Raw genomic sequence first — 25,821 nt, forward strand, 5'->3', positions numbered from 1 at the left:
TGTTACTTTAAAAATAAAAGCTTTCCTGGAAAGGAAAGCTTAGAGGTGCCTAGCGGATTCGAACCGCTGTAGATGGTGTTGCAGACCACTGCCTAGCCGCTCGGCCAAAGCACCATTTTTGGGTGGTGCAAATATAGTGAAATTTATATTTTCTCCAAATTTTTCACGCTGTTTCTTTAATTCCGATGTTGTCGATTTCGTTTTTAGTCTGTCTTTCAGTCTCATAATTTTTATAATTAATAACTCTGGTATCGGTCATACTATCGTGCCAACCGTCAGTTCCAAAAAAAGTAAAGGCTTCGAAGGGAATAATTCTGTAAAGACTTCTTGATACATACTGTCGCTGTGTAGGTCTCTTGCCATCAATACTAATAACTTTTGTTCCTGTTATATACTTTCCCGGAGTTTTTCCATCAGAATAGTATTCCCATAAATAAAAATAGATAAATGCGACAACGGCACCGATGAAAATATCCCAAATAAACCCGCCGTTATTGAAAAAAAAGAAAAAGTTGTTGTAAGTAAGAATGTAAATTAACTGAGATACTATTGCTAATATTATATGAATAATCGCAAGAACTATCAAATCGACTAAGTTATTAACGAATCTTGTTCCTAAAGAAGCTTTATTTCTGTCGACAATCTGTAAATATTTTCTCATGTGTTATTAGTTTTTATTAAAATCCTTTTAAGATAAATCTCAAATTGGCATTGGTGTCAATGACTGCGGTAATTCCGAAATCATTTAATAGAATTTTTGATGGTCTTAAATTAAATACTTTTCCGGAAATTTTCAAACCTTTGTAATATTCTTTATTAAAAGCTTCCTCAATGCTTTTCTTAGACGAGTTTTCAATTTCATCCGTCGGAATTCCGTATTCATCCTCAATCATTTTAACTATTTTACCTTTGAAAAGGGAAGTTGCTAATTTTTGAAGGATATTAGAGGTTTTAAGCTTAAATTTTGTATTAGAGAGAACTATTTTTTTCTTTATCTCATCATAAACAGGAATACCTGAAATAAATGCCGTTCCTTTTACATAACCTTCTGTTTCAGCCTCAATCATGATGCGATTTGCTTCTCCGTACACTTTAATATCCGTAATTTTCACTTTAGAATCTCTGATGTCAAATTCCTTATTCAAAAATGATCTTTTTGCAATAGCAGTTGCTTCAGAGAACGGAATATTTGCTGTTGTCTGCAGAAGAAATTTATCAGCTAAAAGCGGAATGAAATTAAAATTCATCATCGTTTTTGCAGGTTGTGAAGCTTCAGGTCTTGTTCCGGTAAAGGTTTCAGAAAAAATATCGATCCCAATATTAGTGTCAATTTGATTTCCATAGAATTTTAGCGGGGTGATATTGACGTTGATCGGTGTGATTTTAAGCCAGGTATTGTATTCTTCCGAAATATTGAATGGTTGAGAAAATGCATTCCATGCTAAAACGGCGTATTGCTGAAAATTAAGCTGTGAAGCCATTTGCTCATCAATTGTTTTACAAAATTTATATTGCTGATCTTTTAAACTTGATTCAACAAGCGAAGTGATAGGAATTTTAATTTTACCAAAATCCAGGACGGGTTTTTTCACCCATTTAAATCCCATTGGCTGGGTAAAAGTACTCACCGACCAGTTATTTTGGAAACTCAGAGCTGTTTTAAAATACATTACAGTCTCAAAAGTGGTTTCCTGATAAGTGTATAAACCGAGTGTACCGATACCTTTTTCTGCCCAGATTTTCAGCGGAACTTCAATCGCAATATTCTGATTAGCATCTCCCACCAATCGGATCGGTCGGGTTTTCCAGACTTTTACTTTAAACTGATCGTTATTGTTGTCGGTATATGAATCATCCTGGAAAATCAAATCTTTAACAGATGAATTCACCATATTACTGATCTCGGACATAGGAATTGTTACGGGCATTGTAATGCTCGACTTAATCTTCGGAAAACTGTAAACGATTTGATTATTTTCAGTCTGAGCAAAAATATTGACCGAAGTAAGTATGAAAAGAAAACTTAAAATTCTCACTTTGAATGTTGTTTTTTGAAAAGTGAAATTAGTTATTTTCCGTTGAACTGCCCAATAAAAAACTTTTTTCAAGCTCTATACTCGCACCTTTCATTTCGCCTTTCATGGGCGGACTTGTTTTGGTAATTCTCAATTTGATGTATGAAACCTGTTCAAAATTCTCACGAATTTTAGCAATAATTCTTCCTGCGACGTGTTCCAGAAGTTTAGAATTGATTTTCATTTCTTTATGAATAATCTCGTTGATATCTGCGTAACTGATAGTATCATTTAAATCATCAGATTCAGCTGCATCCCACAAATCTGTATGAATTTCTGTATTTATAATATAATAAGTTCCGATGATGTTTTCTTCCGGTAGAACTCCGTGAGAGGCGTAAATTTTAACGTCTTCTAAAAATATTTTGCTCATGATTTTATTTAAAAATTTAAAAATAACCAAACTGAATAATTAAATTTTAGTGTGAAAAAAGCGAGTAAAAACCCGCTTTAAAATTTATTTAATACTTTTCGAAAGATCAAGCATTGCTTCAATCGGCTTCAAAGCTTTCAGTCTGAGTTCTTCTTCAATGATGATTTCAGGAAGTTCATATTTCATGCACAAATACAGCTTTTCCATCGTATTTCTTTTCATGTAAAAACATTCCGAGCAGTTACAGCTTTCGTCAAAAACCAGAGCGGGAATCAATTCTTTGTGCGGTGCACGTTTTCTCATTTCGTGAAGAATTCCTTCTTCGGTTGCAATGATGAATTTCTGACAGTCTTCTTTTTCGACATAATTCAAAAGAGCAGAAGTCGAACCGATAAAGTGAGCCAGTTTTAAAACAGATTCTTCACTTTCCGGATGTGCAATCAATTTAGCATCAGGATTTTCAGCCATCTGTTTTGCGATTCTTTCCATGGAGAACGCTTCGTGAACAATACAGCTTCCATCCCAAAGAATCATATCACGACCAGTTTTCTGAGATAGATATCTTCCTAAATTCTTATCCGGAGCGAAAATAATAGGTCGGTCAGTCGGAAGGTTTTCAATAATTGTTTCAGCATTTGAGCTTGTTACAATAATGTCACTTTCGGCTTTTGTTTCAGCATTACAGTTGATGTAAGTTGCAATCAAAGCATTGGGATGTTGTTCACGCATTTTTCTTAAACCTTCACCGCTGCAGCCGTCTGCCAAAGAGCAACCCGCCATTGTATCTGGAAGGACAACTTTTTTAGTCGGGTTAAGGATTTTTGCAGCTTCCGCCATGAAATGCACTCCGCAGAATACAATCATATCTGCGTTGGTATCTTTTGCCTGTCTTGCCAATTGGAGAGAATCTCCCAGGAAATCAGCAATATCCTGAATTTCTCCGGGTTGGTAATAATGCGCAAGAATAACGGCATTTTTTTCTTCTTTAAGTTTAAGAATAGCCTTCACCAATTCTTCTCCTTGCGGTATGTCTATGTCTTTTAAATCTAAAAAACCTTTTACAGGAAGTGTAGATTTAGCTTTTTCTAATGTTTCGGTGCTCATTTCAGCCTCAATGTTTTTATTTTTTTTGTAAGAAACTAAATATCAACTGTTTATTTGGGTCTGTTAAAACTTCCATCACCCAGATTCTAGCCTCTAATAAAATTTTTTATTAAACTTTCTATTTCTAATTTTGCTTCGTTCAAATCGGAATTAATCACAATTTTGTCAAATTCTATTGCGTAGGTAAGCTCTTCTTCAGCTTTTTCTACGCGTGTTTTTATGGTTTCAGCATCATCCGTTCCTCTGGAGTTCAATCTTCGTTCCAACTCGGCAATCGATGGTGGTTCTATGAAAATCGACAATGCTTTTTCGCCAAAATATTTTTTTAATGAAATTCCGCCTTTTACGTCTACATCAAAAATAACAACTTTTCCCTTATTCCAGATTTTTTCGACCTCAGATTTTAAGGTTCCATAATATTTATCCGTATAAACTTCTTCAAACTCCACAAAAGCATCTTCGGAAATTTTCTGTCTGAATTCTTCGGGACTTAAAAAATGATAATCCACCGCATGAACTTCATTTCCTCTCGGCTGTCTCGTAGTGCATGATATAGAAAATTCCAACTCCGGAATTACTTCCAGAGAATGTTTTACCAAAGTTGTTTTCCCGCTTCCCGACGGCGCTGAAAATATGATAACTTTATTCATATCGTTGTTGGTTGATAGGTTTTAGTTGATAGCAGAAAAAAATCCAATGACCACCAACTAAAACCATCAACAAATTTAAAGTACGTTTAACGTCTGTTCTTTAATTTTCTCCAAATCATCTTTCATCATCACGACCAATTTCTGAATTTCTGCATGATTGGCTTTTGAACCCAAAGTATTGATTTCACGACCGATTTCCTGAGAGATGAAACCTAACTTTTTCCCATTGAAATCTTCATTTTCCATCACTTCAGAATAGTATTTTAAATGTTGGGAAAGCCTTACTTTTTCTTCAGAAATATCTAATTTCTCAGTAAAATATGCCATTTCCTGATAGAAACGGGTTTCATCTACATTTTCAAATTCTTTAAGCGTTTTCATGTAACGTTCTTTCACTGAATTTATTCTCACCTCTTCAAACGGAATGACTTCAGACAAATATTGGTCAATATTTTTAATATTTCTTTCTAATTCTTCGTGAAGAATCTTGCCCTCAGTTTTTCTGAATTCAAGGAATTTATCAACTGCTTTATTGACGATTTTAGCTAAAGCTTCCCATTCTCCCTCATTCAGTTCGTCTGGTCTGGAAGTAATAGCATCCGGAAGTCTCACTGCCATTTTCAGGTATTCGAAATCGGGTCCGTCTGAGGCAATATTTTTAAGCTCATTCATATAAGAATCGATCAAACCTTTATTGATTTTTACATCATTAGACTCTTCAAGATTCTCAAGATTAATGTAGCAATCTACCTTTCCACGAATGATTCTATCGTTTAGAATTTTTCTTACTTCGAATTCTTTTTCTTTATAACGCAGAGGAATTTTAATATTTAAATCAAAACTCTTAGAGTTGAGAGATTTAATATCGATTGAAATTTTTTTCCCTTCAAAAACGTCTTCGGCTCTACCAAAGCCGGTCATTGATAAAATCATACTTTTCTATTGTCGTACAAAGATAAACATTTAATTTAGCACATTTAAATATTGATTTGATATTTGAGGTTTGAAATTTGAGATTAAAACTGCAATTATTTAGCAAACTTTAGATATTGATCATTCAACACATAACATTCCATGAAAACCCTAATTTCTGTTGTAGGAACTACCGGAATTGGCAAAACAAAACTTGCCATCGAACTGGCGAATCATTTTCAGACCGAAATTATTTCCTGTGATTCCCGTCAGTTTTTCAGCGAAATGAAAATCGGAACCGCTGCACCTTCAGAAGATGAACTTTCGCAGGCTAAACATCATTTCATCGGACAGCTTTCCGTGAAAGATTATTATTCAATCGGGCAGTTTGAGCATGATTCTTTGGAATTATTAGATCAACTTTTCGAAAAATACAACATCATCATCATGGTTGGCGGAAGTATGATGTATGAAAAAGCGGTTATTGAAGGTTTAAATGATCTTCCGGAAGCCAATGAGGAAAATCAGGAAAAATTAGAAACCATTTGGAAAACGGAAGGTATCGAAAAACTTCAGGAAATGCTGAAAGATTTAGATCCTGAGTATTATGAAAATGTTGATATTCATAATCAGAGAAGGCTTTTTCGGGCCATTGACATTATTTGGCAAACCGGGAAAACCTATTCTGAAAATATTTCGCACGATAAGAGTCCAAGAAATTTCAAAACGATAAGAATAGGAATTGAAGCGCCACGGGAAGAGATTTATGAACGAATTAATCTTCGTGTCGATAAAATGATGGAAAATGGTTTGTTGGATGAAGCTAAGAATCTTGATGAGCTTAGAAAATCACCGGAAGGAAAAAATTTGGCATCACTTAATACCGTTGGTTACTCTGAACTTTTTAAATATTTTGATGGAGAATGGGATTTGGATTTTGCTGTTTCTGAAATCAAGAAAAACTCAAGAAGATTTGCAAAACGGCAACTGACATGGTATCGAAAGGAAGAAAATATTCATTATATACATTTGGGATATTCACAGACGGATTTTGATGGATTGATTGAGTATATTGATGAACAAATTCCAACGTGAAATGAAACGCAGCGCACACTTTGTTATTCTGAAAGAATCTCAGCATAAATTTAAATAATTCAGATAAATGTCGTTTAGATTCCACGCTACACTGCGTTTCGCTCTCAATAACAATTCGGAGAATAAAAAAATGCAGCCTCGAAAGACCGCATCCCATTAACAATATAATTAAATTTACTACTTCCAACCGCCTCCTAAAGCTCGGTACAAGTCTACAATACTGCTTAATCTCTGTCTTTTTACAGATGCCAGATTAAGTTCTGCCTGTAGAGAATTTCCCTGAGCTGTTATTACTTCTAAGTAATTTGCCATTCCGCCTTTGTACAACATTTCGGCACTTTTAATTCCGTTTTTTAAAGTTGTAACCTGTTCGGTTGCTTTCTGTTCCTGAACTTTTAAGCTTTCGTTAGAAACCAATGCGTCAGAAACTTCACCTACTGCATTCAAAACAGATTGACGGAACGCCAAAACGTTTTTCTCTCTTTGGATTTTAGCAACATTAAGATCCGTTTTCAACTGTCTTTTCTGGAAAATAGGTTGGGTAATTCCACCTAAGACAGAACCGAACAATGAAGCAGGAATTGAAAACCAGTTATCAACTTTAAAAGAATTGACGCCACCGTTTGCCGTGATTTTCAATGAAGGATACATGTTTGCCTGAGCAATTCCCACCCTTGAATTGGATTCCAACAATACTAATTCCTGTTGACGAACATCATGACGACGACTCACCATCGCAGCCGGAAGTCCTGCAGAAATATCCTGTGGCAGAGATGTATCCGACATTTCAATCGTTCTGTCTACTTTATTCGGATTTTCACCCACCAAAATACTCAAGGCATTTTCCTGAATGGCGATATTTTGTTCCAATTGGGTGATCAACAGTTCCGTAGATTGCTTTTGAGCAGTTGCCTGCTGAACTCCCAATGAAGTGGTGTCACCGCTTTGCCATAATTTTTCTGTAAGAGAAAGCGTGTTTGTACTCAATTCTAAATTTGATTTTGCAATCTGTAATTGTTTGTCAAGCATCAATAAATTGTAATATCCCTGAGCAATTGCTGCAACAACCTGTGTCTGAATCGCTTTTGTAGCTTCATAAGTCTGCAGATACTGCATTTTTGAAACTTCCTGCTGATTTTTTATTTTTCCCCAAATATCGGCTTCCCAAGATAAGTTGAACGCGGCATTATAATCTTCGACATAGCTTTTTCCTAAAAATAAGTTTAAGCTTTGTCCGTTTAAACTGTTATCAGATGGTCTGGTAATTTGTGCCGAAACTCCGAACCCAACGTCGGGATATTGAAGATATTTTGCCTGTTTCAGCTTTTCCTGAGACGAAGCGACCTGTTTTAAAGCAATCTGTAAATCGTAATTGTTTTTAATACCTTTTTCGATTAAATTCTGCAACATGGGATCACTGAAAAACTGCTTCCATTCCAGATCGGCAACGCTTGCTGTGTCTGCGGTTGCTGTATATTTGAATGTTTCGGGAAGTTCGGGTTTCGTTTCCTGATATGCCAGTTTTGGTACACAAGAAACAGCACCTAATGCAATTCCGAAAGCAATGATTATATTTTTTACTCTTTTCATAATTTAATTTTTATTGATTGAAAAACTTTGAGACGCAGCAAAGATGTCTTTAGTAGGAGAAATGCTTTGCTTTTTGATTTGTCCCACAGATTTCACGGATTTTCACAGATTTTTGTTTTTGAAAAACTTATTTGAACTTTTGTTTTCAAACATTTAACTCAAAAAAATTGCATAATCTTTTGTGACTGTTGTGGTTAAATTATTCTCAAAGTTTATCAATCATTTTATTAATGAGCCGGATTTAAAAGTTCTCCTTCTAATTTTTGTCTTTGAAGTCTTTTCTTTTTTCTGCTCGGTATTTTTTCATGCAGATACTGGAAAATCACAAACATTACAGGAATAATGAAAATCCCGAAAACCACTCCTGTGAACATTCCTCCAACGGTACTGATACCAATAGAGTGGTTACCTTTTGCAGCGGCACCTTGCGACCAAACCAATGGTAACATTCCCACGATGAACGCAAATGAAGTCATCAAAATTGGTCTTAAACGTAATCTTGAAGCCTGAAGTGCTGCTTCAATCAATGATCTTCCTGCATTTCTTCTCTGAACAGCAAATTCTACAATCAGAATGGCATTTTTGGCGAGCAATCCGACGAGCATGATTAATCCCACCTGAACATAGATATTATTATCAATTCCTGCTAATCCTGTGAATGCAAATACTCCGAAAATCCCTGTTGGAATTGTTAGAATAACGGCAAACGGAAGAATATAACTTTCATATTGTGCTGCCAGTAAGAAGTAAACAAACAAGATACTTAGTGCAAAGATGAAAGTCGTTTGTCCGCTTGTTTTAATTTCCTCACGGGTAATTCCTGTCCATTCATATCCGAAACCTCTTGGAAGTGATTTTTGTGCAGTTTCTTCTACCGCTTTAATGGCGTCTCCGGTACTGTAACCAGGTTTTGGAGTTCCGTTGATGGTAACGGCATTGAAAAGGTTGTTTCTCGTTACTGTTTCAGGTCCAAACGTTCTTTTTAGAGTTACTAATGTTTTTACAGGAACCATTTCGCCCGATTTATTTTTAACATAAATTCCTTCCAGAGAATTTGCATCCGTACGATAAGGAATATCTGCCTGAGCCATTACTCTGTAGTATTTCCCAAATCTGTTGAAATCTGAAACAAAGCTACTTCCGTAATAGATCTGCATCGTCTGCATTAATTCTGTAATAGAAACTCCCAACTGATTTGCTTTATCTGAATCTACATCAATCGTAAACTGTGGATTTCCAGCGGCGTAAGTTGTAAATGCAAATGCAATTTCCGGACGTTTCATCAACTCTCCGATAAATGCCTGAGTGGTTGTTCCCAATTGTTCAAAAGAACCGTTGGTTTTATCCTGAAGCATAAATTCAAAACCGGAAACGTTACCAAATCCCTGAACCGTAGGGAAATTGAAGAAAAATGCGTTGGCATCTTTTACCTGAGATACTTTTCCAGTTAAACCTGCTGCAATCTGATCCGGGTCTTTTACATCACCACGTTGGTCATAATCTTTCAGTTTAATAAAACCTGCAGCGTATGGAGAAGCATTAGAATTGCTGATGAAGTTCATTCCATCGGCTACCCAAAGGTGATTTTTAGCTTTTTCACCGTTAATAATCTGGTCGATTTGTTCTGTCGCTTTGTGCGTTCTGTCTAGTGAACTTCCCGGAGGTGTGTTCACTGCATACAAAACGAAACCTTGATCTTCTGTCGGAATAAATCCTGAAGGAGCTTTTTGAATTAAAAAAATACTTCCAGCAATCAGAACTGCTAAACCTCCAATAGCAACCCATTTATTTTTAATTAAAAATTTAAGACTGTAAATGTATTTTTTGGTCATGTTATCGAAACTCGCATTGAAAGCATTGAAAAATCTTGCTCCAAAACCTGTTTTCTTTCCATGTTCACCGTGTTCTCCTTGAGGATCATTCAGGAAGATTGCACATAAAGCAGGACTTAATGTTAATGCATTAATTGCAGAAATTAAAATTGCAATCGCCAGTGTAAAGGCAAACTGTCTGTAGAAAACTCCTGCAGGACCCTGCATAAAACCAACCGGAATAAACACAGCACACATTACCAAAGTAATCGAAATAATCGCGCCTGAAATCTCACTCATCGATTCTTTAGTTGCATTTTCCACAGGCATTCCTGTTCTTTCCATTTTTGAATGGACAGCTTCTACAACCACAATGGCATCATCCACCACAATACCAATGGCGAGTACTAATGCGAACAATGTCAACATATTAATACTGAATCCAAATAGCTGAAGGAAGAAAAATGTACCGATAATCGCAACCGGAACGGCAATCGCAGGAATTAAAGTAGATCTGAAATCCTGTAGGAAAATAAATACCACAATAAATACCAAAACAAAAGCAATAACCAAGGTTTCAACAACCTGATGAATTGAAGCATCCAGGAAATCCTTAGAATTGTACATGATGATCGGTTCAACTCCTTTTGGAAGGGTTGTTTTCATCTGCTCAACCTGTTTTTCAATTTCTGTTAAGATCTCATTCGCGTTTGATCCTGCCGTTTGAAGTATGGCAAATCCGGCAACCGGTTTACCGTCCATTCGGTTTGCTGCTGTATATGTATATGAACCAAATTCTACTCTTGCCACATCTTTCAGTCTTAAAAAAGAACCGTCGCTGTTTGCTTTGATGGCAATATTTTCGTAATCTTCGTTTTTGTTTAATTTACCTTTATATTTTAAGATATATTCGTAGGTTTCTTTACTTCCCTGTCCAAGACGACCGGGAGCTGCTTCCAGGTTATGATCTTTTACGGCATTCAAAACTTCCTGAGGAGAAAGTCCGTTTGCTGCTAATCTGTCTGGTTTCAGCCAAAGTCTCATCGAATAATCTCTTGTTCCGAAAACCTGTGCCTGAGCAACCCCCGGAATACGCTGAATTTGCGGAATAACGTTGATTTTCAAATAATTTTGAAGGAAAAGTTCGTCATATTGTTTAGGATCATTACTTGATAATCCCATAAACATAATCATACTGTTTTGAACTTTCTGCGTGGAAATTCCAGCCTGTACAACCTCCTGCGGAAGCTGGCTCATCGCTTTGGATACACGGTTTTGAACGTTTACGGCTGCATTATCAGCATCTGAACCCTGCTTGAAAAATACGCTCAAGGTCATAGTTCCGTCATTACTTGAGTTTGAGGTCATGTAGGTCATATTCTCAACCCCATTTACGGCTTCTTCAATTGGTGTTGCAACCGAACGAGCCACGACTTCCGCATTCGCTCCCGGATAAAATGCCGTTACCTGAACACTTGGCGGCGCAATATCCGGAAAGAGGGCGATGGGTAAATTAAAGAGAGACAAAGCTCCCAATAATAAAAGTATAATGGAAATAACCGTCGAAAGTACCGGTCTTTCTATAAATTGTTTTAGCATACGAAGTTTATTTTTTAATGTTGTTTAAACCGTAATTTTTACCACAAAAGGCACAAAAGCTGATGCTTTATCTTTTAAAGCCAGATTAGCACTGCTTAGAAGTTTACAAAATTGGAAATCAAATATTCGACTGCCTTTTTTATCTTATAATGCATAATGATTGAAACTTAGTTTGGAAAATAAGTCTAAAAAATTTTGTGGTTAAATAAACAGTTACAACGGTTTTGCTTTCAGTAAACTGTCAGAAGAAATGGCTTTTGGCTTGATAGGAGCACCATCTTTTAAGCTGCCCAATCCAACGTATACTATTTTTTCTCCAGGTTTTACACCTTCAGAAATGAAGTAATAGTTTTCTGTTTTTCCAGAAATTGTTATTGGTTTGCTGTTTACTTTATTGTCTTTTCCTACGATGTAGACGTAAGTTTTATCCTGAATTTCAAAGGTAGATTCCTGTGGAATTACCAATGCGTTCGACATTAACTGTGGCATACGGACTCTTCCTGTATTTCCGGTTCTCAAAGTTCCGTTTGGATTTGGGAAAACCGCTCGAACACTAATTGCTCCGGTTGTTTTGTCAAATTGCCCGTCAACAATGGTCATTTTACCTTTTTGAGGATAAATGCTGTTATCTGCAATAACCAGTTCTACCATTGGCATGTCTTTCAGTTTTTCTTCTAAAGTTGCTCCCTGATATTTATTCTGAAAAGCAATAAAATCAAGCTCGCTTAAAGAAAAGTAGGCATAGATCTCGCTGATGTCTGATAATAAAGTCAGTGGATCTGCATCTGTTCGTGAGATTAAACTACCTTTTTTGTGAGGGATTCTTCCAATATATCCGCTTACCGGAGCTGTAATCGTTGTAAATCCTACGTTGATTTTCGCACCGCCAACTGAAGCTTTTGCCTGAGAAGCGGCTGCAACTGCGGCGGAGTAATTGGCTTTTGCAGTTCTTAATTGTACATCAGAAACTACTTTTGCAGCAACAAGAGGTTCAAGTCTGTCAACTTCCACTTTTGCTTTTTGGATATTGGCATTGGCAACTTGTAAGTTAGCATTTGCCATATTTACCTGCTCTCCGTAAGCTCTTGAATCTATTTTAAATAAAGGTTGTCCGGCTCTTACATAAGCGCCTTCTTCCACATAAATTTTATCTAAATAACCGTCTACCTGCGATCTGATTTCCACATTGTTTTTTCCTTCTAAAGCAGTCGGGAATTCCTGATAAGTTGTTGCAGGAGATGATATTACAGTGTAAACAGGCAGTTCTGGAGCAGAAGGAACGGCATTTCCTCCTTCAGCGGCTTTTGTACAGTTTTGTAAAAGGATAATACTTGATATAAGTACGATAAACCTTATTTTTCCAGGTATTTTCATTTTTAGTTTAAGTTTTTAATGAAGTGTTAAATTAATTAATGTTGTTTCTGAATTAAATTCCGTTAATTTTACTAACAGTGTTAACTTTTTAAAAAAAATTAAAGAATTTTTAATGTTACTTAACTTTTGATTTTCATGATTTTAAATTTTGTTTTTAGAATAAAATGAGATGATAGTTTTGAATTGTGCGTGATAATTACTAACGGTGTTAATTGATTGTGAAAAAAATATATTTTACTTTTCAAACTGACGATTCTTATTATTTTGCTTAATATTTAATGAAGGAAAGCCTAAAACCATTGTTATTTATTCTAACACCGTTAATGATAAGGAAAGAAAATTGCCATGAGCATTGTTATAAAATCGTATTTCATTTTTTAAAATTTATTTTAGATTAGTTGAATTTTTTAATAGTCTTGATTATTACACGTTACTTTTCCTAACGGTGTTAAGTTTTGGTTCAAAAAAAATTTACAAAGACTTAATAAAAGCAGAAACTGTTTCGTCTAAAGTCGTTTTATTCATCGTAGAAGGAATATCATCGTTACGCATCATCATAATCGAGATCAAACCGTGCACCGCTGAAAATAAGGCGTGAGAAGAATGACAGGCATTATCAGGATTTGAACCTTTTTTCTTGATAATCTCATAAGTACACTCATAAAGCATATCCTGAAAAGACGAAAATTCTTCTTTCATCATACCTTTTCCGCTGCACTGCATTCCCAAACCAAACATCAATTGGTAATATTCTTTATTCTTAAAAGCAAATTTCCAATACGCATCCACAATGGCAACAATTTGTTCTTCCGGACTGTCGTGTTTTTTCTGAGCTTTTAATAATTCAATGTGAAGACAGTGAAAACCATTTAAAGAAATTTCAAATAAAATAGCTTCTTTGTTTTCAAAATAATCATAAACAACCGGAGCACTGTATTCAATAGCATCAGCAATTTTTCTTATCGAAAGAGACGCCCAACCTTCTGTTTTAGCCAAAGTAAATGCCGCATCCAGAATACTGGTACGGATATTTTCTTTTTCTCTCTGACGGCGTTCGTGAACTCCCATAATATTTATGACTGCATTTTCTAACAGCGTTAGCAAAACTACTAACTTTTACTCTTATGTTCCAAACATTTTTTACATTTAACTTATATGTAAGCCGGTTTCTATTTTTTGATAACTAGTTAAATGTAGTAAAAATGGGAACTAAAGGTTGATTTTGGTCGATTATTGTAAAAGTGAATAGATTTGATAGTCTTACTCGATCAACTGTTTTACAACACCAAATTCGATCATCGATATTTCAGCTTACCACCTAAATAACAAAAGAAATTTTTATCTTTGTCAACAAATAAATAAATTATGGATACTCCCTCAAATATGATGGAATTAGGCACAAAAGCACCTTTTTTTGAACTTCCGAATCCTTCAAAAACCAATGAAATTCAATCGCTGGACGAATTGAAAGGAGAAAAAGGAACTTTGGTAATCTTTATGTGCAACCATTGTCCGTTTGTTCTTCACGCAATTGATAAATTAAATGAATTGTACGAAGATTATAATGAAAGAGGAATTGAGTTTATTGCCATCAATTCAAATAATGCAGAAAAATATCCTGCAGATTCCCCGGAAAAAATGATTGAGTTTCAGATTGAAAGAAATTTTGATTTTCCTTATTTATATGATGAGAGCCAATCGATTGCAAAAGCTTACGATGCAGCTTGCACACCGGATTTCTTTTTCTTTGATGAGAAATTAGACCTTGTTTACAGAGGGCAAATGGATGATTCAAGACCTGGAAATCATAAAGATGTAACTGGTGAAGATCTGATTATTGCTTTCGAAAATCTTTTGTTGGGCGAGCCACAAGAGGAAATTCAAAGACCAAGTATGGGTTGTAATATTAAATGGAAATAATTTTTGGTTGATTGTTGCAGGTTGTCGGTCGATGGCTATGTAATTTGGTATATAAAGCTGTTCTTCGGAACGGCTTTTTTATTAAATTTAAATCTTAACCTTACTGTGTGAGAAATTCTTAAGAAATTCTGAAGGCGTTTTTGCCGTATATTTTTTGAACATTCTGTTGAAATACGTAACATTATTAAATCCGCAACTATAGCTACACTCTGAAATGCTCTTATCCTGAGCCATCAGTAAACAAGCTTTGTTTATTCTGTATCGATTTACAAATTCTGTAAACGTAATCTGCGTGGCTTTTTTAAAAAAATTGCAAAATGCAGGAAGGGTAAGATTGGCTAACTTGGCAACATCGTCAATATTAATTTCTTTATCATAATTGCGTTCTACAAAAGTGAAAATATTTTCCAGCCTTGTTTTATTTTTTGAAATGATGGTGTATGGCATAATTTCATTATTCAAAAGTTCATAATCCTTCAGTTTTGACAGTTCAAAAAGAATTTCCAACAGCAGAATATATCTTTTATAGCCTTCAGATTCCAGCATTAATTTTAGCTTTGGAATCATATTTTTTTTGGTTTTTCTGCTAAATTTTATTCCGTATTTCGACATTTCAAATAAATCTTTAATTGACCTTGCCTCAACTTCCTTATCGGGAAACTGCAAAATTTCTTCATTGAATTGTAACACGATTTCCTCGTGCGGATCGATCGAATTTAATCCGAATCCTGAGTGAGGAATATTAGAGCCAATCAACACAAGATCTCCGTTTGTATAATTGCTTTTATGGTATCCTACATGACGGGTTCCGCTCCCTGAAATTACACACACCAGCTCAATTTCCGGATGATAATGATACTCCCATTTTAATAATGATACGGGTAGATTATTATGAATTACACAAAACGAACTTTTCTCGTCTGGTATTACATGCTCAAAGGTAACTTTCATTAAATTAATTATAATAATTATGTGAAAATACAAATTATATTAATATAGTTCAAATATTCATTTACTAAGTTAAATTAACGTTAACTGATTTGCTTCTATCTTCGCCAACAAGAAATTAATAAATGAAAAATTTCAACATAAAAGCAGTTTTATTCCTAAACTATTTTGTCTTCGCAATTCTGCTGAATTCCGTAGGAACGGTGATTTTACAAATGCAGCAAAACTTCGGAATCACAAAATCTTCTGCAAGTGTTCTGGAGGGTTTTAAAGATCTGCCAATTGCAATCTGTTCATTTATTTTAGCATCGTTTTTACCAAAAATAGGAATTAAAAAATCAATGCTGATCGCATTGTTTTTGGTGAGCTGTATGTGTTTTGTAATGCCATTTGCCAATGAATTCTGGTTTTTCAAACTGCTTTTTGCGATTGTCGGGATTTCTTTCGCATTGATTAAAATTTCAGTTTTCACATCGATAGGTTTGGTAACAGAAACAGATAAAGAACATTCAAGTTTTATGGGATATCTGGAAGGTTTTTTTATGATTGGTGTATTGATGGGGAATCTGCTTTTCAGTTTATTCATCGATGATCTCAATCCGAGATCTACCAATTGGCTGAATGTATATTGGTTTTTGGGCGGACTTTCTACGTTATCATTTTTATTTTTATTTTTTACCAGATTAGATGAAAGTGATGCGAAAAGTGAGAAAACAGATCTATTGGGAGATTTAAAAAACAGTGTCAGTTTATTCAGTTACAAAAAAGTGTTGTTCTTTTTACTTTGTGCCTTTCTTTTCGTTTTAGTAGAACAGAGCTTCCAGACCTGGACGCCGACTTTTTATAAAGAAATTTTAAAAGTTCCAACTTCAATGAGTATTCAGGCGGGAGCTGTTTTGGCAGGGTCTTTTGCATTGGGAAGATTTTTGTCGGGATTTTTTTCGAAAAAATTCAGTTGGATTTACGTCGTTTCCTTTTGTGTGATAGGTTTTGCAGTGAGTATTTTACTGGTGCTTCCCTTAACACATAATATTCATATTGACACAGGTACAACCTGGTTAAATGCTCCATTAGTGGTGTACCTATTTCCATTAATGGGTGGTTTACTGGCACCGATTTATCCAAGTATAAATTCTGTGATATTAGCTTCAATTCCGAAATATTTACACAGTGCAATGTCTGGGTTAATTGTAGTTTTCTCTGCAATAGGAGGAACCATCGGATCGATTATCACAGGTTTTGTGTTTCAGGAATTCAGTGGACAACAGGCGTTTTACCTTTCATTGATTCCGCTTTCACTGTTAATCGTTTCAGCAGTTATTATGAACAAATTAAAAATAAATCCTAAAAAATAAAAATGAACAAACAGCTATATATCAACGAAATGCAGACTCTTTTTGATGAGGTTCAAAGAATGAAGATTTTTGAAGATCAGAAAATGATGACTGATGCGGTTCCGTTGTTTCCGGTTAATGAAATCAATTCAAAATATGAAAAAGAAAAAAGCGAGGAAGGATTTAATTTAAAAAAATTCGTAAGCTCTAATTTTGATTTTTTAGGAGCTAAAATTTCGATTCAGAGGGAAAATCATTTGCCTATAAATGAACACATTGAAAAACTTTGGGATGAGCTGACAAGATCGGCTTATGAAGAAAAAGGGACTCTACTGAAGCTTCCAAAACCATACGTCGTTCCGGGAGGTCGTTTTAATGAATTTTTCTATTGGGACAGTTATTACATTATGCTTGGATTGCAGGTTTCAGGAAGAACTGAAATGATGGAAAATATTATTGAAAACTGTTCTTATTTAATTCAAACTGTTGGATTTGTGCCGAATGCGAGCCGGACTCATTTTTTGAGCCGTTCTCAACCTCCGTATTTTTCGTTGATGCTGGATTTGCTTTTTGAAATAATAAACGATGAAAATATTTATATCAAATATTACGATACACTGGAAAAAGAATATGCTTTCTGGATGAATGGTGAAGAAGATTTAGAAAATGGTTCAACCATAAAAAGAGTGGTTAAAACTGTTGACGGAGATATTTTAAACAGATATTTTGATGCAGAAAATGAACCGCGCCCTGAAAGTTATTTGATTGATATTGAAGATAGCGAAAATGCAGGAGAAGAATTCTACAGAAATATAAGAAGTGCCTGCGAATCGGGTTGGGATTTTTCCAGCAGATGGTTTGCAGATGGAGAAAATATACAGACCATTGAAATATTGAATCTAGCTGAAGTCGATCTGAACTGTCTTTTGTGGCATTTGGAAAATACATTGGCAAAATCTTCATCACTCCAGAATATGTCTGAAAAAGAAAATTATTATTCAGAAAGAGCGTCAAAGCGAAGACAGATGATCGATATCTATTTTTGGGATGAAAATTCCGGAATTTACAAAGATTATCACACGAAAAAGCAGACAAAAACACCGTCTGAACATATTGCCGCTCTTTATCCATTATTTCTGAAGTTGGCGAATAAAGAACAAGCTGAATATGTAGCTAAAAATATTGAAGAAAAATTTCTTTATCAGGGCGGATTGGTTACAACAACCAAAAACTCGGGCCAGCAATGGGACTTGCCGAACGCTTGGGCGCCTTATCAATGGCTGGGTTTTCAATCAATGAAAAATTACGGATTTGAGGAATTGGCTGGAAAAATTAAAAAAAACTGGTGTTCCAATGTAGAAAGAGTCTACAAAAATACCGGAAAATTAATGGAAAAATATAATGCTTTAGATATAGAAACTGTCGCAGGAGGAGGAGAATATCCCAATCAGGACGGCTTCGGGTGGACCAATGGCGTTTATCTGAAATTAAAAAACAATTAAACAAACTATATAAAAACAAATTTGGCTATGAAAAACAAATCATTTTTTTTGCTTGCCGGAATTGCTACGCTTTATTTTAATAATACGTATGCTCAGGAAACTCCACAGGATTCTACAAGAACTGCATCTATCGATCAGGTCGTTATCACAGGTAACACCAGACCGAAACCAAAAATCGAATCGAGTACGGCAATTTCAACCTTTACTGCAAAGGAAATTCAGAAACAAAACCCAATCAGTGCAGCGGCTTTGCTACAGAGAGTTCCTGGTTTTGCGGTTGAAACTTCGGGTGGTGAAGTGGGAAATAACCTTTTTGCAAGAGGTATTCCTTCAGCTGGAGCTTATGAATTTGTGCAGGTTCAGGAAGATGGTCTTCCGGTTTTTGAAGATGGTGCTTTGCAGTTTGCGAATGCAGATAATTTCTTCCGTGTTGATAATTCTGTAAGCAGATTAGAAGCTTTGAGAGGAGGTTCAGGATCTATTTTTGCGACCAATTCTCCGGGAGGTTTGATTAACTTTATTACCAAAGAAGGCGGAAATGATTTCAAAGGAACAGCAAAACTCGAGACAAGTACTTACGGATTGATGCGTACAGATGTAAATGTAGGCGGTGCTTTGGTTCAGGATAAATTATTCTTCAACGTCGGAGGTTTTTACAGAACAGATGACGGGATCAGAAAAACTGGCTTTAAAGCCAATCAAGGCGGACAAATCAGAATGAATCTGAAATATGTTTTTGATAAAGGTTACGCTAAAATTTATTACAAAAAACTGGATGACCGAAATACATTCTTCCTTCCCATTCCTTTGGTGAGAGATGGAAATGATATAAAAGAATTTGGTGGTTTTGATGCGAATTACGGTACATATAGTTACAGAAATATCAGCCAGTTGAATATTCCACAAGCCGGAGGTGGTTTTTTCAACAGAAATTTAGAGGACGGAATTCATCCAAAAGTTGATGTTTTAGGTGCAGAGTTCAAATATGATCTCGGAAATAATTTTTCTGTTTTAAATAAAACAAGATATACCAATATCGACATGAACTACACAGGAATTTTTCCTGCAGGAGGTCCTACGACCGCTGCTAAGTTTGCAAGTAATAACGGAATTGCAGGAAATACTTTCCAGTATTCGTCTGTAAGTTCGGGAGCAGTCATGAATCCTGCGTATGTTCAGGAATTAGGATTTTGGGCAATCGACAAACAGATGAATAATTTTGTGAATGACTTGCAGTTCAACTATAAATTCGACAAAGGAAATGTAACAGCAGGTTTCTACAAATCTAACTGGAAGTCTCATCAGTATTGGAACTGGAGTAATATTTTGACAACAGCTACAGACAAACCGGAACTACTGAATTTGGTTGATACCTCGTTAACTCCAAACAGTGTGGGTTATTCCAAAACATATAACGGAGTTACGGATATGTCTTTCTTACTGAGAGATACGCAGACTCAGGGTAGTTTGAATGATCTTTATGCTAATTTGGATTATAATATCACAGACGCGCTGAATATTAATGCAGGACTTCGTTACAGCAATGATCATTACAAAGGAAATTTTGCTAACACAACAAATGCTAATCTTAATAATTCAGGATTAACGACAGACGGAACTCACAGTTTTGCAACAACAACAGCAGATGATAATATGTCTGTCTTAGGAAATAAATATACCTATTGGAACTATAATATTGATAAAGTTTCTTTCACTCTTGCTACAAATTATAAGATTAACAGAGAAAATGCGGTCTATGCCCGTTTTTCTAACGGATTCAGATCTCCGAATGAAGAAGCATATTATAATTATTTCTCTAATCCGACACCAGATCAACCTTTAAAATCTGTAACGACTAATCAGGTGGAAGTTGGGTACAAATATTATTCAAGAACATTTGATATTGCTGTGATTCCTTTCTATTCTACATTGAAAAATCTTTCGTTTACGGATGTTTTCTCAGACGGATCTTCAGAAAATACTTTTGCCAACACCCGAAATATGGGGGTAGAATTGGAAGGGTATGCAAGATTGTTTAATAATGTAATGGAACTTTCTTTTAACGGAACAATTCAAAATCCTCAATATAAAAATCTGGAAGCGGGAAGTACGCTGGAAGGAAATGTAGTAAGAAGAATGCCGAAATTATACTTCAATATTTCTCCGGCAGTAAATATTACAAAACAGTGGAGAACGTACGTAAGCTATAATTATTATGGTAAACGTTATCAGGATCAAACCAATCAGGATACTTTGCCTGCATTTGGTGAATTTGGAGCCGGAATGTCTTATCAGTTGGGTAAAATACGTTTTGCTGTTGACGGAACGAATGTTTTCAATACCATCGGAATCACAGAAGGTGACCCAAGATCTCCGTCTGTACAAAGTGCAGGTAGTTCAATGATCATGGCAAGACCAATCATGGGTGCAGCTGTAAGAGGTTCAATTACTTTGGATTTCTAAATTAGTTTTTTCTTAAAATTAAAGAAACCGTCGAAATTTTTTTTGACGGTTTTTATTTTTAATGTTTTGCCAAACTTAAAACATCCAATTTGTCATTCCAGAGGAATCTCAACACGAATTGCTTTGATTACTTTCTAGATTTGGATTCCTCCGGAATGACAAACTTTGTGCTGGAAAATTAAAAAGCATTATTTAAAAAAACGGATTATGCATCTTCTCAAAACCAATACTTGTAGGATTTCCATGTCCTGAAAAAACTTTTGTATCATCATCAAGGATGAAAAGTTTGGTTTTGATTCCTTCAATTAACTGTTCGTAATTTCCTTTATATAAATCGGTTCTTCCGATGCTTCCCTCAAATAAAACATCGCCGGAAATGATGAATTTCTGATTTTCATGATGATAAACCACGCTTCCCGGAGAATGCCCCGGAACATGATAAATTTTAAATTTTTCTCCGTCAAAATCGAGTTCATCTCCTTCGTTTATATATTCTAAATCTACATTAATATGATCCAGTTTAAAGCCAAACCTCATTCCGCTGATTTGAAACATATCCAAAACTTCTTTGTCATCAAAATGCATTGTTACAGGAACTTTGTAGGTGTCAAAAGCCCATTGCAAGCCCAAAACATGATCGATATGAGCGTGAGTAAGGATGATTTTTATAATTTTTAAATTGTTTTCCGTAATGAAACTTGAAATTGCCTTTGTTTCCTGCTCATTCATATTTCCCGGATCGATTAACAACGCATTTTTATTTTCGTTAAAAAGAAGGTACGTATTTTCACCTGCAAAATTGAAAACAAAAGCTTGTATCTGAAACATATTAAGATTAATTTTTCATCAAAAATACGATATTCTTTATAGATTTGTTATCTTCGTAAGAATGAAAACGTTGCAGATATTTTTACTAAGTTTAGGTTCATTTGCTTTTGGGCAGAATATTCAGAGTGTACAGTTGTTTAATCCTCAAACCAATGATGAAACACCGGTAATCACCATGAACCAACAATTGATTTTGAGCTTTGATGATTTAACCAATTCAAGCGAAATTTACCGTTATACGATCAAACATTTCGACAGAAACTGGGAAGATGATAATCTTTTTTTTAGTGAAATTGCAAACGGTCAGATGAATGCAATGTTAGATCAGTTTCAATACTCTTTTAATACGCTACAGGCTTATACACATTATAAATTGACGTTTCCAAACGATAAAATTCAGCCAAAAATTTCAGGTAATTTTGAATTGATTGTTTATAAAAGCTCTGCAGATCAACCTCTTCTCAAAAGAAGATTTTCAATTGCAGAAGACAATGTGAATCTGGCTCTGAATATTTCGAGAATTGCAGATGCTAAAAATCCAAATATTAATCAAAGGGTAGAAGTACAGGCGGTTGCAAAAGCCGGAGATCTTACTTCGAATGTAAATTCTATGACACTTACGGTGATGCAGAATAACAACCCGAATATGAAAATTATCAACCAGAAACCCACGGCTACAATGGGAAATAAATTGCTTTTCCAACAGCTGAATCTGGCCTTTCCGGGGAATAATGAGTTTTATTATTTTGATAATAAAAATATGAGAATGGCTGCAGATATGGTTCGTGAAACTGCAGTTTTAGATGGTGTCAATCAGATTTATCTTCATCCGGTTTGGGCATATCCTTTAAATTATCAATATCAACCGGACGTCAACGGAGCGTGGTATTTCAGAAGAAATGATTTGGGATTGGAAAGAGATGCTAATCGGGAAGGAGATTATGCTTGGGTGCATTTTTCTTTAGATTCCGATTTGATGGATAAGGAATTGTATGTTGTCGGGGGATTCAATGATTTCAAAGCAACAAAAGAATTTCAAATGCAATATGATGAGGCTGCTAAAAAATATGTTGCTAAAATCTACTTGAAACAAGGTTTTTATAACTATATTTTGGCGACCAAAGAAGCAGACGGTTCTTTGAATTTAGGTGAAATCAACGGTAATTTCTGGCAGACAGAAAATTTGTATCAGGCATTTTTGTATTACAAGCCTTTCGGAAGAAATTATGATGGTTTAGCCGGTTACGGAGAATTCAGAACACCGGTGAGATAAAATACAAAACCTTACAGCTTGCACGTCTGTAAGGTTCTGTCAAAAAAGTGTTTGTTGTCTTATAATAAGACTACAACAGAAAAATTAAACTATATAATAATGTCAAAAAAGTTCTAAACTAAAAGACGTTTTTAATTGTTTTCCTTAAAAATCGCCGTTATAAAAAGACTTTCATTGTCTTCAAATAAGTAATGAATCTGAACAGGGAACTTTTCTGTTCTGCAAACCTGCAATTCCCTGTTTTTAATATCTGTGTTTTCAGAATCATGTAGTATTTTGTAAATAGATTCTTTCAGATCATCCAGAAAATATTTGTCTTTATATTGTTCTTCTGCATTAAAAACCCGCATCAGCATTTTGATGTCATTTTTTGCAATCGATGACAGTAAAACTTTCATCACGCACAAATTTTTTCAAGCTCAGTCATATTCTCAAAAAAATCAAGTTTTGTTTTTGGATTTTCGGTATGAAATTCCAATCGATATAAAACCTCATCAAGATGGAACTGCGGAATTACAGATTGCGGAACAGTCTCAAGATTTTCTACAATCTTTGTAAATGCCTCAATAAGATCCGGAGTGAAACTTTCGATCTTTCTTTTTAAAATTTCTATGCTTGTTTCCATCGTTTTAAAAGTTTTTAAATCTAACCCCTGTTTTTTAATAGGGTAAAGGTAGTAAAAAATATTAAATTACAAAACAAACCCCAATAAAATTTAATAAAATTTTAAAAAAATACATTTTGTATTAATTGATCCCTGTTTTTTTAGGGGTGTGTTGAAAAAAATATACAAAAAAGACACTTAAATAAAATTAAGTGTCTTTATATATGATGAAAATTATTTTAAACTAAATAAAATTCGTTCAGTTTTTCTTCGCAAAGCGTTTTTACCACCTCAATCCATCGGTCTTCGTCATTGAGACAAGGAATGTAATGGAAGTTTTCTCCACCACCATGCTCAAACTGGTGTTTTCCTTCTACTGAAATTTCTTCTAAAGTTTCCAGACAGTCAGAAACGAAAGCCGGGCAAACAATGGCTAAGTTTTTAATTCCTTTTTTACCGATAGTTTCCAATGTTTCGTCGGTGTAAGGTTCCATCCATTTGTCTTTTCCCAATCTCGACTGAAAGGTTACCATTACTTTTTCTTTCGGTAAACCAATTTTCTTTATCACAGAATTGGTTACATCAAAACACTGATGACGGTAACAAAACTGGTGACTCGGGTTGTTTTCACGGGTACAGCAATCATTCAGATTACAGGTGTTCGTAGGATCGGTCTTATAAATATGTCTCTCGGGAACGCCATGATAAGAAAATTGCAAAGCATCGAAATTTTCGGGAAGTTTTTCTTTGATGCTTTCCGCTAAACAATCGATATAAATTTCTCGGTTGTAAAAAGGTTGTACATAATTAATCCTAATTCCCGGGAATTTCTTTTTTCTTACTTCTTCCGCTTTTTCAATTACCGTTTCAGTGGTACTCATCGCATATTGCGGATAGAGTGGAAATAAAACAATTTCTGAAACGCCCTGATCCACTAATTTCTGAATTCCTGCTTCAATACTCGGTTGGGCATATCGCATCCCGATTTCTACCGGAACATCAACCAATTTCTGAAGTTTTTTCTGAATTTTCTGAGTAATGACAATCAAAGGTGAGCCTTCATCGGTCCAGACCGTTTTGTAGGCTTCGGCAGATTTTGCAGGTCTTGTATTCAAAATAATTCCCTGAACCAGAAGCGCACGGAAAAACCACCGGTAATCAATCACTTTTTCGTCCATCAGGAATTCATCAAGATATTCCCGAACATCAGGTACGGAAGTAGATTTTGGTGAACCGAGATTAACTAATAATATTCCTTTCATATTTATAAGTAATGAGTAATGAATAATGAGTAATAAATAATCTGCATGCAAATTACTTATTACCCATTACTTATTGCTAATATTTTTATCCGTTTACGGCTTCCACTCTTTCTACCAATTCCGGAACGAACTGTTTTAAAATATTTTCAATTCCGCCTTTTAATGTAGCAGTAGAACTTGGGCAACCCGAACAAGCACCTTGTAGCAACATCTTTGCCGTTTTATTGGCTGCATCGTATTCCATTAAAGAAATTTTTCCACCATCGTTTTCTACAGCCGGAGCAACATATTCATTTAAAATATCTGAAATTTTCTGCTCATCGTCTGTATAATCCCTATTAATGATTTTTTCTACAGGATTTTCATGTTTTTGAGCTTCAATGGTAGAAATTTCGCCTCCTGTTTGAAGATATTCGGCGATGTATCCACGAACCGCCATCATTACCTGATGCCATTCTACGGAATTGTCTTTTGTAACAGCTACAAAATTATCAGAAATAAAAACTTCGTTTGCAAAATCAAATTCAGTGAAAACTGCCTGAGCTAATGGAACTCCTTGAGCTTCGTTTCTGGATTTTACTTCCACAAAACCATCCATCAGCATTTTACTTGAAACGAATTTCATTACATTGGGATTGGGAGTCATTTCAGCATAAATCTCAATCATTTCTTTTTTCTTCTGTAAATAAATTCTCGGATTGGCTAAAAGTTCATCTTCGATTACATTTTTCAGGCTTTCTGCAACGTGTTCCCATTCTACAGTGTCCTGTTTTGCAACCGCCACAAAATTTGCAGTAATGAAAATTCTTTCCACAAAAGGATAGTTGAAAAGTTCCTGTGCCATAGGAATTTCTGATATATCTGAATCTCTGTCCAATTCTAATGAACCCGGAATCAAATTGTAATCAGCTACAAATTTCATCACTTTCGGGTTTTCTGTTGGCTCTATAAGTATCGTACGCATTTTTTCGTTAAATTTGAGAGTACAAAAATACGGATTTAGAATGGAGACAAGGGTAACTGGAATTAGATTTTTGCTATCGCTGCAATTTAAAAAGCCAGAGCGATATTTCTTCACTTAAAAATTTCAAATTAATACAATAT

Annotated in this window: 22 protein-coding genes and 1 tRNA gene; 6 read left to right on the plus strand and 17 right to left on the minus strand. The window is 35.1% G+C overall.

What is annotated here, in order from left to right:
* Window positions 1–43: 43 nt before the first annotated feature.
* The 7 genes from ACOOWA_RS10065 to ACOOWA_RS10095 form a co-directional block, all read right to left on the minus strand.
* Window positions 44–114, minus strand: a tRNA-Cys gene (locus ACOOWA_RS10065).
* Between the two features lie 49 nt (window positions 115–163).
* Entirely contained in the window at window positions 164–661 is a 498-nt protein-coding gene (locus ACOOWA_RS10070) for an RDD family protein (RefSeq protein ID WP_421374966.1), read from the minus strand.
* 16 nt (window positions 662–677) lie between these two features.
* Window positions 678–2,036, minus strand: coding sequence for a DUF4403 family protein (locus ACOOWA_RS10075; protein WP_421374967.1), 1,359 nt, complete (start codon window positions 2,034–2,036; stop codon window positions 678–680).
* Window positions 2,037–2,064: 28 nt separating this feature from the next.
* The gene (gene folB / locus ACOOWA_RS10080; RefSeq protein ID WP_421374968.1) at window positions 2,065–2,448 is read right to left on the minus strand and encodes a dihydroneopterin aldolase; all 384 of its coding nucleotides are present in this window, start codon (window positions 2,446–2,448) and stop codon (window positions 2,065–2,067) included.
* A gap of 84 nt (window positions 2,449–2,532) precedes the next feature.
* Window positions 2,533–3,552 (minus strand): quinolinate synthase NadA, encoded by a 1,020-nt coding sequence (nadA, locus tag ACOOWA_RS10085; protein ID WP_421374969.1) that lies wholly within the window; start codon window positions 3,550–3,552, stop codon window positions 2,533–2,535.
* An 86-nt stretch (window positions 3,553–3,638) separates the two neighbouring features.
* Window positions 3,639–4,202 carry a guanylate kinase gene (gene gmk / locus ACOOWA_RS10090; RefSeq protein WP_421374970.1) on the minus strand — a complete coding sequence of 188 codons (564 nt, stop codon included), beginning with the start codon at window positions 4,200–4,202 and terminating at the stop codon, window positions 3,639–3,641.
* Window positions 4,203–4,277: 75 nt separating this feature from the next.
* Window positions 4,278–5,135 (minus strand): YicC family protein, encoded by an 858-nt coding sequence (locus ACOOWA_RS10095; protein ID WP_421374971.1) that lies wholly within the window; start codon window positions 5,133–5,135, stop codon window positions 4,278–4,280.
* A 141-nt stretch (window positions 5,136–5,276) separates the two neighbouring features.
* On the opposite strand from ACOOWA_RS10095, the gene miaA reads away from it, so the two are divergent.
* A complete protein-coding gene (gene miaA / locus ACOOWA_RS10100; RefSeq protein WP_421374972.1) occupies window positions 5,277–6,209 on the plus strand; it encodes a tRNA (adenosine(37)-N6)-dimethylallyltransferase MiaA in 933 nt (310 codons plus the stop codon).
* A 177-nt stretch (window positions 6,210–6,386) separates the two neighbouring features.
* Here the strand turns inward: miaA and ACOOWA_RS10105 are convergent, their stop codons facing one another.
* From ACOOWA_RS10105 to ACOOWA_RS10120, 4 genes are all read right to left on the minus strand, one after another.
* A complete protein-coding gene (locus ACOOWA_RS10105) occupies window positions 6,387–7,799 on the minus strand; it encodes an efflux transporter outer membrane subunit (protein WP_421374973.1) in 1,413 nt (470 codons plus the stop codon).
* 227 nt (window positions 7,800–8,026) lie between these two features.
* Window positions 8,027–11,209, minus strand: a complete 3,183-nt coding sequence (locus tag ACOOWA_RS10110) for an efflux RND transporter permease subunit (protein ID WP_421374974.1) — start codon at window positions 11,207–11,209, stop codon at window positions 8,027–8,029.
* Window positions 11,210–11,422: 213 nt separating this feature from the next.
* A complete protein-coding gene (locus tag ACOOWA_RS10115) occupies window positions 11,423–12,583 on the minus strand; it encodes an efflux RND transporter periplasmic adaptor subunit (RefSeq protein ID WP_421374975.1) in 1,161 nt (386 codons plus the stop codon).
* Window positions 12,584–13,054: 471 nt separating this feature from the next.
* Complete coding sequence (locus ACOOWA_RS10120) at window positions 13,055–13,687, minus strand: TetR/AcrR family transcriptional regulator (protein ID WP_421374976.1); 633 nt, start codon at window positions 13,685–13,687, stop codon at window positions 13,055–13,057.
* A 258-nt stretch (window positions 13,688–13,945) separates the two neighbouring features.
* On the opposite strand from ACOOWA_RS10120, the gene ACOOWA_RS10125 reads away from it, so the two are divergent.
* A complete protein-coding gene (locus ACOOWA_RS10125) occupies window positions 13,946–14,503 on the plus strand; it encodes a thioredoxin family protein (RefSeq protein ID WP_421375583.1) in 558 nt (185 codons plus the stop codon).
* A gap of 87 nt (window positions 14,504–14,590) precedes the next feature.
* On the opposite strand, the gene ACOOWA_RS10130 is transcribed toward ACOOWA_RS10125, so the two are convergent.
* Window positions 14,591–15,454, minus strand: coding sequence for an AraC family transcriptional regulator (locus tag ACOOWA_RS10130; RefSeq protein WP_421374977.1), 864 nt, complete (start codon window positions 15,452–15,454; stop codon window positions 14,591–14,593).
* Window positions 15,455–15,576: 122 nt separating this feature from the next.
* Here ACOOWA_RS10130 and ACOOWA_RS10135 point away from each other — a divergent pair, with 122 nt between their 5' ends.
* Genes ACOOWA_RS10135 through ACOOWA_RS10145 form a run of 3 tightly spaced genes read left to right on the plus strand, consistent with a single transcriptional unit; the run spans window position 15,577 to window position 20,750 of the window.
* Window positions 15,577–16,806: an MFS transporter gene (locus tag ACOOWA_RS10135; RefSeq protein WP_421374978.1), complete on the plus strand. Its 1,230-nt coding sequence runs from the start codon at window positions 15,577–15,579 to the stop codon at window positions 16,804–16,806.
* A gap of 2 nt (window positions 16,807–16,808) precedes the next feature.
* The gene (locus tag ACOOWA_RS10140; protein ID WP_421374979.1) at window positions 16,809–18,287 is read left to right on the plus strand and encodes a trehalase family glycosidase; all 1,479 of its coding nucleotides are present in this window, start codon (window positions 16,809–16,811) and stop codon (window positions 18,285–18,287) included.
* Between the two features lie 27 nt (window positions 18,288–18,314).
* Window positions 18,315–20,750: a TonB-dependent receptor gene (locus tag ACOOWA_RS10145; RefSeq protein WP_421374980.1), complete on the plus strand. Its 2,436-nt coding sequence runs from the start codon at window positions 18,315–18,317 to the stop codon at window positions 20,748–20,750.
* A 192-nt stretch (window positions 20,751–20,942) separates the two neighbouring features.
* Here the strand turns inward: ACOOWA_RS10145 and ACOOWA_RS10150 are convergent, their stop codons facing one another.
* Window positions 20,943–21,578, minus strand: a complete 636-nt coding sequence (locus ACOOWA_RS10150) for an MBL fold metallo-hydrolase (RefSeq protein ID WP_421374981.1) — start codon at window positions 21,576–21,578, stop codon at window positions 20,943–20,945.
* Window positions 21,579–21,639: 61 nt separating this feature from the next.
* Here ACOOWA_RS10150 and ACOOWA_RS10155 point away from each other — a divergent pair, with 61 nt between their 5' ends.
* Window positions 21,640–22,851, plus strand: coding sequence for a DUF5103 domain-containing protein (locus ACOOWA_RS10155; RefSeq protein ID WP_421374982.1), 1,212 nt, complete (start codon window positions 21,640–21,642; stop codon window positions 22,849–22,851).
* 131 nt (window positions 22,852–22,982) lie between these two features.
* Here the strand turns inward: ACOOWA_RS10155 and ACOOWA_RS10160 are convergent, their stop codons facing one another.
* The 4 genes from ACOOWA_RS10160 to ACOOWA_RS10175 form a co-directional block, all read right to left on the minus strand.
* Window positions 22,983–23,249 (minus strand): hypothetical protein, encoded by a 267-nt coding sequence (locus ACOOWA_RS10160; protein WP_421374983.1) that lies wholly within the window; start codon window positions 23,247–23,249, stop codon window positions 22,983–22,985.
* Window positions 23,249–23,476, minus strand: a complete 228-nt coding sequence (locus ACOOWA_RS10165) for a hypothetical protein (protein ID WP_421374984.1) — start codon at window positions 23,474–23,476, stop codon at window positions 23,249–23,251. The genes ACOOWA_RS10160 and ACOOWA_RS10165 overlap by 1 nt, the downstream gene beginning before the upstream one ends.
* A 218-nt stretch (window positions 23,477–23,694) precedes the next feature.
* Entirely contained in the window at window positions 23,695–24,723 is a 1,029-nt protein-coding gene (gene hemH / locus ACOOWA_RS10170; RefSeq protein WP_421375585.1) for a ferrochelatase, read from the minus strand.
* A 79-nt stretch (window positions 24,724–24,802) separates the two neighbouring features.
* Window positions 24,803–25,681, minus strand: coding sequence for a NifU family protein (locus ACOOWA_RS10175; RefSeq protein WP_421374985.1), 879 nt, complete (start codon window positions 25,679–25,681; stop codon window positions 24,803–24,805).
* Between the last annotated feature and the right edge of the window lie 140 nt (window positions 25,682–25,821).

This window comes from Chryseobacterium sp. GP-SGM7 (assembly GCF_049166575.1).
Classification (GTDB): Bacteria; Bacteroidota; Bacteroidia; order Flavobacteriales; family Weeksellaceae; genus Chryseobacterium.

What these genes read in the sequence shown, in the direction of transcription:
- ACOOWA_RS10155 (WP_421374982.1), top strand. Translation starts at nt 21,640, where the DNA reads ATGAAAACGTTGCAGATATTTTTACTAAGTTTAGGTTCATTTGCTTTT.
- ACOOWA_RS10160 (WP_421374983.1), bottom strand. Translation starts at nt 23,249, where the DNA reads ATGAAAGTTTTACTGTCATCGATTGCAAAAAATGACATCAAAATGCTG.
- ACOOWA_RS10135 (WP_421374978.1), top strand. Translation starts at nt 15,577, where the DNA reads ATGAAAAATTTCAACATAAAAGCAGTTTTATTCCTAAACTATTTTGTC.
- nadA (WP_421374969.1), bottom strand. Translation starts at nt 3,552, where the DNA reads ATGAGCACCGAAACATTAGAAAAAGCTAAATCTACACTTCCTGTAAAA.
- ACOOWA_RS10070 (WP_421374966.1), bottom strand. Translation starts at nt 661, where the DNA reads ATGAGAAAATATTTACAGATTGTCGACAGAAATAAAGCTTCTTTAGGA.
- miaA (WP_421374972.1), top strand. Translation starts at nt 5,277, where the DNA reads ATGAAAACCCTAATTTCTGTTGTAGGAACTACCGGAATTGGCAAAACA.
- ACOOWA_RS10145 (WP_421374980.1), top strand. Translation starts at nt 18,315, where the DNA reads ATGAAAAACAAATCATTTTTTTTGCTTGCCGGAATTGCTACGCTTTAT.
- ACOOWA_RS10175 (WP_421374985.1), bottom strand. Translation starts at nt 25,681, where the DNA reads ATGCGTACGATACTTATAGAGCCAACAGAAAACCCGAAAGTGATGAAA.
- ACOOWA_RS10130 (WP_421374977.1), bottom strand. Translation starts at nt 15,454, where the DNA reads ATGAAAGTTACCTTTGAGCATGTAATACCAGACGAGAAAAGTTCGTTT.
- ACOOWA_RS10105 (WP_421374973.1), bottom strand. Translation starts at nt 7,799, where the DNA reads ATGAAAAGAGTAAAAAATATAATCATTGCTTTCGGAATTGCATTAGGT.
- ACOOWA_RS10150 (WP_421374981.1), bottom strand. Translation starts at nt 21,578, where the DNA reads ATGTTTCAGATACAAGCTTTTGTTTTCAATTTTGCAGGTGAAAATACG.
- ACOOWA_RS10165 (WP_421374984.1), bottom strand. Translation starts at nt 23,476, where the DNA reads ATGGAAACAAGCATAGAAATTTTAAAAAGAAAGATCGAAAGTTTCACT.
- gmk (WP_421374970.1), bottom strand. Translation starts at nt 4,202, where the DNA reads ATGAATAAAGTTATCATATTTTCAGCGCCGTCGGGAAGCGGGAAAACA.
- ACOOWA_RS10110 (WP_421374974.1), bottom strand. Translation starts at nt 11,209, where the DNA reads ATGCTAAAACAATTTATAGAAAGACCGGTACTTTCGACGGTTATTTCC.
- ACOOWA_RS10115 (WP_421374975.1), bottom strand. Translation starts at nt 12,583, where the DNA reads ATGAAAATACCTGGAAAAATAAGGTTTATCGTACTTATATCAAGTATT.
- ACOOWA_RS10140 (WP_421374979.1), top strand. Translation starts at nt 16,809, where the DNA reads ATGAACAAACAGCTATATATCAACGAAATGCAGACTCTTTTTGATGAG.
- ACOOWA_RS10095 (WP_421374971.1), bottom strand. Translation starts at nt 5,135, where the DNA reads ATGATTTTATCAATGACCGGCTTTGGTAGAGCCGAAGACGTTTTTGAA.
- folB (WP_421374968.1), bottom strand. Translation starts at nt 2,448, where the DNA reads ATGAGCAAAATATTTTTAGAAGACGTTAAAATTTACGCCTCTCACGGA.